This is a genomic window from Streptomyces luteolus, assembly GCF_029968015.1.
Lineage (GTDB): Bacteria > Actinomycetota > Actinomycetes > Streptomycetales > Streptomycetaceae > Streptomyces > Streptomyces luteolus.
In genome coordinates this window covers 1-12,008 of sequence record NZ_JASCIS010000009.1, presented here as the reverse complement: position 1 = coordinate 12,008, position 12,008 = coordinate 1, and the positions used below count along the sequence as shown (strand labels likewise).

At 69.5% G+C, this 12,008-nt stretch carries 8 protein-coding genes and 6 pseudogenes; 4 read left to right on the top strand and 10 right to left on the bottom strand.

What is annotated here, in order from left to right; genetic code table 11:
* Positions 1–39: 39 nt before the first annotated feature.
* The 7 genes and pseudogenes from QIT00_RS10770 to QIT00_RS10740 form a co-directional block, all read right to left on the bottom strand.
* Positions 40–296, bottom strand: a pseudogene (locus QIT00_RS10770) (tRNA (adenosine(37)-N6)-threonylcarbamoyltransferase complex transferase subunit TsaD); the annotation flags it as partial.
* Positions 295–522, bottom strand: a complete 228-nt coding sequence (locus tag QIT00_RS10765; RefSeq protein ID WP_282534954.1) for a hypothetical protein — start codon at positions 520–522, stop codon at positions 295–297. The pseudogene QIT00_RS10770 and the gene QIT00_RS10765, both read right to left, overlap by 2 nt.
* Positions 523–633: 111 nt before the next feature.
* The gene (locus tag QIT00_RS10760) at positions 634–1,140 is read right to left on the bottom strand and encodes a hypothetical protein (protein ID WP_282534953.1); all 507 of its coding nucleotides are present in this window, start codon (positions 1,138–1,140) and stop codon (positions 634–636) included.
* 54 nt (positions 1,141–1,194) lie between these two features.
* Entirely contained in the window at positions 1,195–1,758 is a 564-nt protein-coding gene (locus QIT00_RS10755) for a hypothetical protein (protein WP_282534952.1), read from the bottom strand.
* Between the two features lie 197 nt (positions 1,759–1,955).
* Positions 1,956–2,111, bottom strand: a complete 156-nt coding sequence (locus tag QIT00_RS10750) for a DUF6131 family protein (protein ID WP_282534951.1) — start codon at positions 2,109–2,111, stop codon at positions 1,956–1,958.
* A gap of 295 nt (positions 2,112–2,406) precedes the next feature.
* Positions 2,407–2,748, bottom strand: a complete 342-nt coding sequence (locus tag QIT00_RS10745; RefSeq protein WP_282534950.1) for a VOC family protein — start codon at positions 2,746–2,748, stop codon at positions 2,407–2,409.
* A 155-nt stretch (positions 2,749–2,903) separates the two neighbouring features.
* Positions 2,904–3,170, bottom strand: a complete 267-nt coding sequence (locus QIT00_RS10740) for a hypothetical protein (protein ID WP_282534949.1) — start codon at positions 3,168–3,170, stop codon at positions 2,904–2,906.
* A gap of 380 nt (positions 3,171–3,550) precedes the next feature.
* Between QIT00_RS10740 and QIT00_RS10735 the strand changes: the two genes are divergently transcribed.
* The 3 genes and pseudogenes from QIT00_RS10735 to QIT00_RS10725 all read left to right on the top strand — a co-directional run.
* Positions 3,551–6,697 (top strand): helix-turn-helix transcriptional regulator, encoded by a 3,147-nt coding sequence (locus QIT00_RS10735; protein WP_282534948.1) that lies wholly within the window; start codon positions 3,551–3,553, stop codon positions 6,695–6,697.
* A 131-nt stretch (positions 6,698–6,828) separates the two neighbouring features.
* On the top strand, positions 6,829–8,652 hold the full coding sequence (locus QIT00_RS10730; protein WP_282534947.1) for a PKD domain-containing protein: 1,824 nt from the start codon (positions 6,829–6,831) through the stop codon (positions 8,650–8,652).
* Between the two features lie 151 nt (positions 8,653–8,803).
* Positions 8,804–10,000 (top strand): annotated as a pseudogene (locus QIT00_RS10725) (S8 family serine peptidase); the annotation flags it as partial.
* A 121-nt stretch (positions 10,001–10,121) separates the two neighbouring features.
* On the opposite strand, the pseudogene QIT00_RS10720 reads toward QIT00_RS10725, so the two are convergent.
* The 3 pseudogenes from QIT00_RS10720 to QIT00_RS10710 all read right to left on the bottom strand — a co-directional run.
* Positions 10,122–10,645 (bottom strand): annotated as a pseudogene (locus QIT00_RS10720) (AAA family ATPase).
* A 112-nt stretch (positions 10,646–10,757) separates the two neighbouring features.
* Positions 10,758–10,916 (bottom strand): annotated as a pseudogene (locus tag QIT00_RS10715) (pirin family protein); the annotation flags it as partial.
* A pseudogene (locus tag QIT00_RS10710) lies at positions 10,912–11,519 on the bottom strand (IS5 family transposase); the annotation flags it as partial. The pseudogenes QIT00_RS10710 and QIT00_RS10715, both read right to left, overlap by 5 nt.
* 23 nt (positions 11,520–11,542) lie before the next feature.
* Between QIT00_RS10710 and QIT00_RS10705 the strand changes: the two are divergent.
* A pseudogene (locus QIT00_RS10705) lies at positions 11,543–11,997 on the top strand (transposase); the annotation flags it as partial.
* Between the last annotated feature and the right edge of the window lie 11 nt (positions 11,998–12,008).

Sequence of the window (12,008 nt, the reverse complement as noted above, 5' to 3'; positions counted from 1 at the left end):
CCGCGACGGGCTCGCGCCGTCGCGCCGCCGCGTCACACGTTCCGACGCGACGTGTCCGGCCAGGTGCGCACCCCGTACAACGGGACCCCCGCCACGTAGGCGAGGGCCTTCGCTCCGGACAGGCCGACCTGCAGCGCACCGGACAGGCCGGGCCCGGTCGTGACGGCCACCGCGTCGACCTGCCCGAGCCGCAGTCCGGCCTCGGCCAAGGCCTGACGTACGACCGGTGTGAACGCCTGAAGGTGGGCGCGCGAGGCGATCTCGGGTACGGCACCTCCGAAGCAGGCGTGCCCGTCACTGGTCACGGACAGGTTCGATGTGCCGGTCGTGGGCGGCGGCCGGGTTGCCGTCACTGGCGCCGAGCTTGGCCAGGGGGAACAGGCCATCGACACGACGGCTCATCCGGTCGGTCGGCGTTGTGGGCGATGAGGCTGTGGGCATCCTGGCGTCGCCGGTCCGCCATGCCGGGTCGGTCGAGGAGAAGAGGCTGAGCCAGTGGAATCCGGCGGTGGCGCCGTCCACGGTGCTCAGTGACAGGGCGACGACGCCATCCCCGTCGAGCCCGGTGTTCGCGACCCGGGCCCGGCTCGGCTTCCCGGTCCGTGGCCCGCTTGCCTTGCCAGAGTTGGCTCGTCAGGTGGTGAGCAGACGGTCGAAGAACGACCGATACTGCCTCAGGGCCAGGCGCAGGTCCTCGGTGGCGACCTCCTCACCGCGGTGCCACCGGGCTTCGAGCTCCTGTTTGCGCTCGGAGAATGTAGTGGCAAGCAACTGCATGACTTCGGCGACCAGCGTGTCTGCCGCGCTAACGGAATCTTGTGGGTCGTCAACGAATCGCTGCTGGATGTCCTGCCACCGGGAACGTAGAGCGTCTGTCTCCTGCGGCCCGAGAAGGGGCGCGTCACCGGGCTCCTGCGCCGACGCGTCACCCCCCTCTTCCGTGCCCAGCTCGTCTCCCGCCGCGTCCGTGATTCGGGACTCCGGCGTAGTCCTGTTGGCGTTGGGGACTGCCGTCAGATCGTCTCCATTTGAAGACTGCTGCGGTGTCTGTGTCTCAGACCGCGCGATGTCCTCGGTTGACATCCCCTCTTCGAAGGGTGCGGCGCTTTCGTCGCGCCCGAATACGCCTTCTCCTCGCATGGCCCCTTCACCTCCACGAAGTGGTTGCTGTGACCGCTCCGGTCCCCCCTGCATTCAGGTGCGTTCCCCACCCGGCGAGTCGTTGTCGTCTTTCAGCAGTTCCTCGAACAACGCTCGGTAGTGAACCATCGCGTTCCGTAGTTCTTCGGTCGAGGTACTCCGGCCACCGGCTCGCGCATTGATCTCGTGGGCGACGCGGTAGTGCTCCAGCGTTTGAGCGTGTTCCACCGACAGGTCTCGCATCTGTTGTTCGTATCCCTCTGTCGGATAGCCTCGATCGCTCATCAGGGTGGTCACGAGCCGGTCCGCTTCGCCGACAGCCCGATCAGGGTCGTCGACGAAATGCTCCTGCACGCTGGTCCAGTCCCTCGCGTACCGGTCCCGGACCGTTGAGGGCAGCGCCCTGATCTCCAAGCCTTCATGCCGCTGCTCTCTCGCAGTCAGGTCGCGTTCAGCAGCTCGACGACCGTGCTCTTCCTCAACCGTGCGGTCGTATTCCGGTCCGAAACGCTCGCGCAGGCGACGGCGCCGGGCTGCGATGCGCACGGCCAGCATGACCAGGGTCAGGACAATCACGGCAGCCACGATGATGGTGACGACTGTCCACATCGCATCCATCGCATCCTCCACTCAACTGACAGCCCCTGACCAACGGCAGAGCAGGGACGTCAGGTCGACACCGATCCAGGGCCACGCTCAACGAGCGGCAGTTGGGGACTCGGGCGACCTGGACATGCGCCCAGGCGGTGCACCACGCTTGCCCTGTCGGCGGCTGTACGCGCCCCTACGCCGCTACGCCCCTACCAGTAGTGCCGTCACCAGTAGTGCCGTCGGCCGCCCACGGCATGGCCGACGGATCCCAGGATCCACAAGATCGCTCCGATGACGACCAGGACGATCCCGATGGTCCACAGAATGGAGATACCGGCCAGGAATCCGATGACGAGCAGGACAATTCCGAGAAGGACCACGGTGTCCTCCACTCTCACGATCAGGCTCTCTCTACCACTTTCGTCCTCGCTTGTCGTCACGGCAACCCCTCGCCGACCTGCGCATTCCATGATCGTGACAGGTGGCGGGTTCGCGCATACGCTCGTTCCTGTTCTGCCTGGTCAGAGACTCGACGGGCTTGCGGTGGTGATGTCAAGGCCACCGTGTGCTGGACCGTCTTGAGTTCGCCTTCGTTTGCCGAACTTGAGAGTCGCAGTGTCAGCGGCCAGGTTCACCGGCAGCAGCGAGTCAGCGGCCAGCGGCGCCCAAGGGAGTTCACACCGTCGGCTTCGGCTGCCACACCGCGAACCGGTTGCCCTCCGGGTCGACCAGGTGGGCGAACCGCAGAGAGCCGCCGTCGACCAGCGGGACGGCCACGGTCGCGCCCAGTTCCTCGGCGCGACCGATCACCTCTTGCACGTCGTCGACCTGCACGTAGAAGATCGCCCAATGCGCGCCGCCGGCCGCGGAACTGTCCCACAGGCCGCCCTGACCATTGTTGATCATCTGATAGCCCTGGTCGGGGTCGCCGAAATTCCACTTGAACAGCGAACCGTAGAACCTACGGGCCGCCTGCGGGTCGGGCGAGCCGATCTCGAAGTAGTTCACCGCGGCCATGGCGGCCTCCTCATCCCGTAATCAGGGGTCTGGGCACCGGGGTGCCGTGTCGACGAGATGCGCCGAACCGAGCCATGCCCGGTTCGACAGGCGGAGGTTACATCCGGTCATCGCCCGCATCGTGGAGGTCCGCGCGCCAGGAGGCGCCCCCCTGGTCAGTCCTGCGTCCCGGGCTTCGGCCAGGTCTCCCGATAGGCGCGGTACGTCGGCCGGTAGATGAGCCGGGTCTGGATGTCATGCCAGGACAAGATGGACTCCGGTATGTCGGAGGGGTGCACCTGCGGCAGGTCGAGGAACGCACCGGCCGCGCGGGCCACCAGCACCCAGCAGTCCGCCTCCGCCTCGGTGAAGCCGACGGAGATGACCCGCCTCCGCTCCGCCTTCTCCTCCTCGGTCCAGTGGTAGTCGTCGGGCCGGGCCATCGTCCGGAAAGGCGCTTCGTCCTCTTCCGGGCCGGAGGAACTGCCCTCCGCAGCAGCGGATTTGGCCGTCGCAGTTCCCACCGTCGCAGAAGCGCCTACGACGGCCGCCGACCGCAGCATGGCCCTTCGAGTGCCGCCTTGCATACCCTCTCCTCACGGAGCGTCGAGTTCCGGCAGTGCACGTGTGCCGAAAATCAAGCCATGCGGATCGGTTCCCGCGCAAGACGCTGTCGGCGGCTGTCGAGCGGCCTCACCACGTAGGGCTCGTGTCCGTGCGGCACAGCCGCACCGCCACCCGGACTTCCGCCCAGCCGCACACAGCACCGCGTGCCCCACCATCCGCGCCGGGTTTCGGCCAGGGCACTGTTGACGACCGCATTGTGAGCTCGTATACCGTCACTCGGCCCGACCGGCGCTCCCCTCCTCGCACCCAGTCCGGCGGCAGCGCCGGGCGCACCTCCCGGGCAGGCCATCTCCTGCCCGGATTCGCGACGAAGACCCTGGCGGTGACGGTGTCGACGAAGCACGGCCAAGTGGCCGCGAAGCGCGGCAGTGACGTACTCCACCTCGCCGATCAAGCGCGCAACAGCGCGGCGCCGCCGCTGAGTTGCGGCCGGATGGTGGGCCGGGACGCGGAACGGGACCTCCTGGTACTCCATGCCCTCGCCCCGTCCGCCGTGCTGCTCGTCGGCGGAGAAGCCGGCATCGGCAAGAGCCGTCTGGTGCGCGAAGTTCTGGCCAGTCCGCGCCTGGGTCACCTCAACACGCTCATCGGCGCGTGCCAGGACCTGCGTGAACCACTCCCCTACGCCCCGGTCGTGGATGCGTTGCGACAACTGGCCTCCGTCGACGGGCCGCACAGCGTGAGCCCCGGGACCGGAGCGCTCCGAACGCTGCTGCCCGAGCTCGACAACCGCCTCGCTCCCGCGCTCGACCCGACCGACGACCCGCAGACGGAACGTCTTCATGTCTTCCGCGGCGTGGTCGAACTGCTCCGTACGCACGCCCCGGCACTGGTCGTGATCGAGGACCTGCACTGGGGTGACAGCGGCACACTCGATCTCCTGCGCTATCTGATCGGATCGATCCCGGAGGGGGTGCGGCTGATTCTGACGTACCGTCACGCTCCTTCTGACGGCGAGCACTTGGACGGGCTGCTGGCTCGGGTACCGCACGGGACGGTCCCGTGTGAGGTTCGGCTGCGGCCCCTGGGCGTGGACGACGTCGCCACCATGGCGGCGCAGTTGCTCGATGTCGACGCCGTACCGGACCCGCTTCCCAGCCAACTGCAGGCCCTCACCGCGGGTGTCCCGTTCGTGGTGGAGGAAGCCGTGCGCGCCTTCGCCGAGCAGCCTGACTTCTTCTCCCGCCACCCGGCGGGGCATCCGGTTCCGGGGGCAGCGGACCTGACGGTTCCGCCGGGGGTGCGGCATGCCTGGGTCGAGCAGGTGAATCGATCACCTCAAGACGTACGCCGGCTCATCAGCGCCGCGGCCGTGCTCCGCGGGGCGTGCGCCGAGGAACTGCTCGTGGCTGTCGCGGGTCTGCGGGGCGGGCATGGCTCGACCGCGCTGTGCTGGGCTCTGGAGCGCGGGCTGCTGCGGGAACTGACCGCGGGCTCTTACGGTTTCCGGCACGAGTTGGCGCGTCGCGCGGCCTACGAGTCGCTTGCGGCTCCGCTGCGCAGGCGGCTGCACCGACGTGCCGTGGATGCCCTGGTCCGGGCGCGCGGCCCGGTGCCGTACGTCCAGCTCGCGCACCACTGCCGCGAGGCGGGGTTGCTGAGCAGTGCGTTGAGGTACACGGAGCAAGCGGCCGACGCGGCCCGGTCGGCCGGTGACGACGCCGCCGCGACCCGCTTGTTGCGCGAGGCCCTGGTGGTCGGGTCGTTGCCCACTGCCACCACGGTGCGCCTCGCCGTCAAGCTGGGGCGATCGGCTGTGAGCGGTCTGGAGCACGCGGAGACGGTCGAGGTGCTGCGTGATGTGCTGGCCCACACGCCGATGCCTCGGGCGGCGCGGGGCGAGGTGCGGTACCGGCTCGGTGTGCTGCTGCGCAACCAGGCAGGTGCCGGCCTGGACGGACTCGAAGAGATAGCCAGGTCCATCCCCGAGTTGCGGAACCGGCCGCACCTGGCCAGTTGGGCGATGGCATCGCTCGCCCTGGCCACCTACCTGTCCGGCGCATCGCTGCAGGAACATCTCCAGTGGGGCGAACAGGCCCGCGCCAACGCGCTCCAACTGAGCGATGCCCATCTGCGCATCCATGCGGTCGGCGGCTTCGCCGCCACACTCATGCACTGCGGCGACGCCGGCGCGCTCGCGATGGCCGACGGTCTGCCTCTCCAGACCGACACTCCGAGCGAGCGACGCGATCTGGCCCGGGCGTGGAACAACCTCGCGCACACCGCGATCAGCGTCGGGCACCACCGACGCGCGGAGCTCTATCTGGAACGCAGCACCCGTCTGCTGTCACAGGCCGAAGCCTCCTACGTCACCGGCCTCGCCGACTCGACACGGCTGCTGCACAGTTGGGCGACCGGCCGGTGGCGTGATCTGGCGCAGCAGGCGGACCGGACCCTCGCCGTCCTCGAGGATGTGCCGGAACTCGCGGCGGAGGCCGAACTGGTCCTCGGGCAACTCTCGTTGGCGCATGGCCGACTGGCCCTCGCGGAGCGACACCTCAAAGCGTGTGTCCAGGCGTGCCTGCCCCAGGGGTCCGTGCCCGGCCTGCCCCAGGCCAGCGCCGCGCTCGCCCGCCTGATGCTCAGCGAGGGCGACGCCGCGGGCGCGTGGCATCAGGTCGAGCCGATCCTCAACGGGGTGCGGCGCAAAGGGGTCTGGGCGTGGGCCGCGATCGTCACGCCCGTAGCGGTCGAGGCACTCACCAGGGCGGGCGGGCTCCACCGGGCTCGGGAGTTGCTGACCGAATACAGCAGCGGCATCGAGGGCCTCGACGCCCCGGCCACGACCGCAGCGCTCCTGGCGAGCCTTGGTGTCCTGGCCGAAGCGGAGGGCGACTTCGCAATGGCCGGAGCGCACCATCGGGCGGCGGCCGCCGTCTACGAGGCCATGCCGGCACCTTACGAAGCGGCCCGCTCGCTGGAGGGCAGCGCGCGCTGTGCGCTGATCGAGGGCGACGGTGAAGGCGGGCACACGGCCGCGGCCGCCGCTGCGGCGGCTTTCGCCACCCTCGGGGCCTCCTGGGACCTGGCACGTGTGGGGCGGCTGCAACGCACGTACGGAGCGACCGTCGTCCACCGCATGGGACGGCGCGGCTACGGCGGTCAACTCTCCCCGCGCGAGCGCGAGGTGGCCCGCCTCGCCGCCGACGGCCTGACCAACCGTGAGATCGCCGCCGCCCTGTTCCTGTCCCGGCGCACCGTGGAAGAGCACATAGCCAAGGCCGTACGGAAGCTCGGTGTCGCCTCCCGTCACGCCATCACCAGCCGGCATCTGGAGCGGCATTCGGCGAACGCGCCCGACCCGCACGCGTCGGCCGGCCTCCCGGGCTCCGCGCGCCAATAACCCCGTACCCCCTACGGATTGCAGCGCCCCGGGGCGGAACCGATGGTTCTGGCACGGGGGGAGCGGGCGCCGACCAGGACGGCCGTCAGCGCCCGCTTTCAGGCAGCCATCTCCGAAGGAGTGGTACTCACATGCGACGAACCACGAGGCTGACGGTCGCGGCGAGTCTGGTCGCGGCACTGAGCACGCCGACGGTTCCGGCGGCGCTCGCCGAAGGCCGGGCGCCGGGCAAGACGTACATCGTGAGCTTGGACCGCACCGTGGACGACCCCGAGCGCTTCGCCTCCGCGCACGCCGCGAGATTCGGCGGCAAGGTCAACGGCGTCTACCGGCACGTGCTCAAGGGGTACTCCATCACCCTGCCCAACTCCGCTGCCCAGGCGCTGCGTTCGGCCCCCGGCGTGACAGCTGTGGAGCCGGACGGCCCGGTGTACGGGGTGGAGGTCGACGCGGGCGCCGACCGTGACTATCTGAACGCCGACGACGGGCCGGGCGCGGCCGCACAGGAAGTGCCGACCGGCGTCCGGCGGGTCTTCGCCGACCAGAACCCGAATCTGGACATCGACGGTCAGGACGATGCCCGGATGGATGTCGACATCGCCATCACCGACTCCGGTATCGACTTCGACCATCCCGACCTGAACGTGGTGTCGCGCGTCGACTGCACCTCGGGAACATGCCGCGAGAACCAGGGCGACGACGGCAACGGGCACGGCAGCCACGTGGCCGGAACCGCGGCCGCCATCGACAACGGCACGGGCGTCGTCGGCGTGGCTCCGGGTGCACGGCTGCACGCGGTCAAGACGCTCGGCGACGACAACCGGGGCCAGTGGTCCTGGCTGATCGCCGGGTACGACTACATCGCCGGCCGCTCCGGCACGATCGAGGTCGTCAACTCGTCCATCGGCGGCAGCGGTGAACCGGCCGCTCTCGGTACGGCGGTGAGCAACCTCGTCGGCAAGGGCGTCCCCCTGATCGTCTCGGCGGGCAACGACGACCAGGACGCCCGCGACAGCGCCCCTGCGAAGTACGACGACGTACTGACGGTCTCGGCGCTGGCCGACTCCGACGGCGAACCGGGCGGCTCCGGGGGCGCGCCGTCCTGCCGCAGCGACCAGGACGACACCCTCGCCGACTTCTCCAACTGGGGTACCAAGGTGGGCATCGCGGCCCCGGGCGTCTGCATCCACTCGACGTTCAAGGACGGCGGCTACAACCGGAACTACAGCGGTACGTCGATGGCCGCGCCGCACGTCACCGGGGCGGCGGCACTGGTGGCCATGGTCGACAAGCCGTCCGGCAAGGACGGGGTCCACGCCCTGTACCAGTACCTCAAGGACCACGGGAACACCGACTGGCAGGATGACTCCGGCGACGGCACGAAGGAACCCCTCCTGGACGTCGGCGACGCGCAGGCGTTCCCGCCGACCCAGGACGGCAACCGACGCCCCAGCGCCTCGTTCACCCACAGCTGCGACGAGACAACCCTCAAGTGCACCTTCGACGGCGGCGCGTCCTCCGACCCCGACGGCAGCGTCACCGCGTGGACCTGGGACTTCGGCGACGGCACCACCGCCACCGGAGAGACCGCCACCCGCACCTACGCCTCCCCGGGCAGGTACACGGTCAAGCTGACGGTGACCGATAACCAGGACGCCACGGGCTCGACGACCAAGTCGGTCCGCGTCGGCCCGAACCAGGCGCCGGAGGCGGCGTTCTCCGCCGACTGCGGCAACTCCGCGGGCGTCCGGTACTGCAAGTTCGACGGCTCCGCCTCCGCGGACCCGGATGGCTCCGTCGCCTCGTACGCATGGGACTTCGGTGACGGGTCCACCGGCAGCGGCGCCACCGTCGACCACATCTACTCGGCCGCGGGCACGTACACGGTCACCCTCACGGTGTCCGACGACGAAGGCGTCGAGGACGCGGAGACGAAGACCGTCAAGGTGCCGTAGCCGGACCGGCGACCCTCACCGCCCGGCTCGCTGCTCCCCCGAAGCCATGGGGTCCGCAGCTTCCCCCTGATCCGCGGACCCCATGTTCCACCGCCGCGCCTCGCCACACCCCAAAGGGCAGGCCGGTTCTCCCTCCACAGAAGGGCACTTCATGAAGATCCGAGGCACACTGTCGCGCCGGATGACCGTGGCACTGACGGCGGCCGCCCTGGCCGCCGGCGGCGCGGCGGCGACCGCTCCCTCGGCGCAGGCCGCCGCGGAAGGGACCGTCGTCGGAGCCGAACGGGCCGGCGCCCTGACCGGCTCGTACATCGTCACCCTCGCCGGTGACCCGGCGCGTTCCACGGTCAAGGCCCGCGCGGCGCAACTGGCCGACCGGTTCGGCGGGCAGGTCACCCACCTCTACACCTCCGCGCTGCGCGGCTTCGCGGTGCGGATGCCCGAGCAGGCGGCACGGCAGCTCGCCGCGCACCCGCAGGTGGCGAGAGTGGAGGCCGACGGCATCGCCGAGGCGACCGCGACCCAGCCCAACCCGCCCTCCTGGGGCCTTGACCGCGTCGACCAGCGGGACCTCCCCCTTGACGACAGCTACACGTACCCGAACAGCGGTGACGGAGTGACCGTCTACGTCCTGGACACCGGGATCCGCTTCTCCCACAGCGACTTCGGCGGCCGCGCCCGCAGCGGCTACGACTTCATCGACAACGACAACGACGCCTCCGACTGCCACGGCCACGGCACGCACGTCTCGGGCACCGTCGGCGGGTCGAAATACGGCGTGGCCAAGGGCGTCGACCTGGTCGGCGTGCGCGTCCTGAACTGCAACGGCCAGGGCAGCTACGCGCAGATCATCGACGGCATCGACTGGGTGACCGAGAACGCGTCCGGGCCGTCCGTGGCGAACATGAGCCTGGGCGGCAGCAAGAACCAGTCCGTCAACGACGCCGTCACCCGCTCCATCAACTCCGGCGTCACGTACGCCATAGCCGCCGGAAACGACAACGGCGCCAACGCCTGCAACACGACCCCGGCCTCCACACCCGCCGCCATCACCCTCGGCGCCACCCAGAGCAACGACAGCCGCGCCTCGTACTCCAACATCGGTACCTGCCTGGACCTGTTCGCCCCGGGCAGCAGCATCACCTCCGCCTGGCACACCGGCGACTCCGCGACCAACACCATCAGCGGCACCTCCATGGCCACCCCGCACACCGCGGGCGCCGCCGCTCTGCTGCTGTCCGCCAACCCCGGCTGGTCGCCGCAGACGGTCCGCGACCAGCTCGTCTCCGACGCCACACCGAACAAGGTCGGCAACCCCGGATCCGGCTCGCCGAACAGGCTGCTGTTCGTCAGTCCGTGACGAACGCGATGCCGGGATGTCGCCGCCCGCGTACCGATCTGTTCGGTACGCGGGCGGCGGCGTCTCCGGCAACCGACGCGGAGCACCGCCCTCGCAGGGAACGGCACCATCAGGCGAGCGACGGCCACCGATCGGCGGCCCACTCCGGCCAACCGGCCCACCCAGGAGGCGGGCCGCCGACCTCACGCCCTGCGAGTTCGGCGGCGCCGGGCTCCTCGAACAGCGCTCTCCAGCGCTCGAGATCCACCTCGCTCATAGGAAAGGTCTCATCCGGCGTGCTCGACTGCCGGTGGGCGACCCGAGCGCGTTGGGTACCGGGTCCACCGGAACGTACACGAGGTGACAGGAGGCGCCCACCGACTCCACCAGCCAGCGGATCGCCGACCTCTCGTCACGAGACCAGCAGCCGAAGTCGAGGACCACGTTGGTTCCCAGCCTCAACGCCTCCAGAGCGATCCAGAGCAGCCGCCCCTCCAGCACATCGCGCTTCCCGTCCGCCTCCGGCTCCCCGAAGAGCGGAATCATCCACTCGTCCGGCGTCAGCCGCAGGGCGCTGTGCACGTCGGCAAGCCGCCGCGCCTCCGTCGTCTTGCCCGCGCCTGGCAGGCCGACCGTCAGGAACAACATCGTCACGCCCCTATTGTTCAGTGCGGATTGTTCAGTGCGGATTGTTCAGGCGGATTGGGTCAGCATCAGGTTGCCTTACACGGTCATGAACTCGTCTCGCGCGCGATGAGACCCCAGCTCAGCGCACCCGACCCCGTGGTGTCAGCGGTACTGCGGGGAGTTCCGGGGCAGGCAGTGAAGCCCCGTCGTAGCCCTTCACTTCACCGAAGCGATCACCGTTCATCCAGTTCGAACGGGCTTGTGCGATCTCCTCGTTGGAGCGCCCGATGAAGTTCCACCACGAGGCGGCGGTACTTGTCGTGGTCGTAGCCGCGGTCGCCGAGGAGCGTGTCGGGTCGTCGTCTCGGCCGGCCGACCAGGCCGGCGACGGCCGGAACCCTGGCCAGAAGGGCATCAACTGCGCGACGTCGTTGCGGTGTCCGCCGGACAACGACACAGCGAGTGGGATGCCCTGCCCATCGACGAGGACGTGGTGCTTGCTGCCCGGACGTGCGCGGTCGACCGGGCTCGGTCCGCTTTTGGGCCCCGCCGAGCGGCCCGCACATGGCTGGAGTCGATCACCGCCCGGGACCAGTCCAACTGCTTCGCCACCCGCAGCTTCGTCAGCAGGACGGCATGCAACCGGTCCCACACGCCGGCCTCGTTCCACGCAGTCAGCCGCCGCCAGCACGTCATGCCAGAGTCCGAAGCCGAGCTCCTGAGGGAGGTACTCCCACTGGATGCCGGTATGGAGGACGAACAGGATCCCGCAGAGCGCCTGCCGGTCAGGCACCCGTGGCCGACCCGCGACCAACTTCGGCCCCGGCTTCGGCAGCAACGGTTCGATCAGCGACCACAGTTCGTCCGAGACGATCCACGGCCGAGCGTCCCTCTTCCCCACGGACAGACCAACGAGCAACCCCAGGTCCGAGCCCCGTGGACCGGGGCAAGCCGGGTTCCAAGATGCACGTCCTGTCGGACGCGAACGGACTGCCCCTCCTCGTCGGCGTCTCGGCCGCCAACACCCACGACAGCCTCGCCCTGAAGCCCGTGGTGGAAGGTCACCAAACGAGACACGACCCCCACCGCAGCCGCTACTTCAAACCGAAGCGGCGGCACGCCGACAAGGCATACGACGTCCCGCACCTGCGGAAATGGTTACGCGGCAAGCGCATCGGCGTCCGGATCACCCGCAAGGTCATCGAGTCCAGCGAACGTCTCGGGCGCCGCGGGGGGTCATCGAACGCACCATGTCCTGGCTGACCTGCTACCGCCGGCTCAACCACCGCTACGAGCACAACCCCCGCAACTACCTGGCCTTTCTCGGCCTCGCGGCAGCCCTGTGCTGCTACAAACGACTCGCCCGCCTCACCACATAGAACACGGTCTT

Bases quoted from the DNA above. Each gene is read 5' to 3' on its own strand.
- QIT00_RS10760 (WP_282534953.1), bottom strand. From the start codon at position 1,140: ATGCGAGGAGAAGGCGTATTCGGGCGCGACGAAAGCGCCGCACCCTTC.
- QIT00_RS10730 (WP_282534947.1), top strand. From the start codon at position 6,829: ATGCGACGAACCACGAGGCTGACGGTCGCGGCGAGTCTGGTCGCGGCA.
- QIT00_RS10745 (WP_282534950.1), bottom strand. From the start codon at position 2,748: ATGGCCGCGGTGAACTACTTCGAGATCGGCTCGCCCGACCCGCAGGCG.
- QIT00_RS10740 (WP_282534949.1), bottom strand. From the start codon at position 3,170: ATGGCCCGGCCCGACGACTACCACTGGACCGAGGAGGAGAAGGCGGAG.
- QIT00_RS10755 (WP_282534952.1), bottom strand. From the start codon at position 1,758: ATGGATGCGATGTGGACAGTCGTCACCATCATCGTGGCTGCCGTGATT.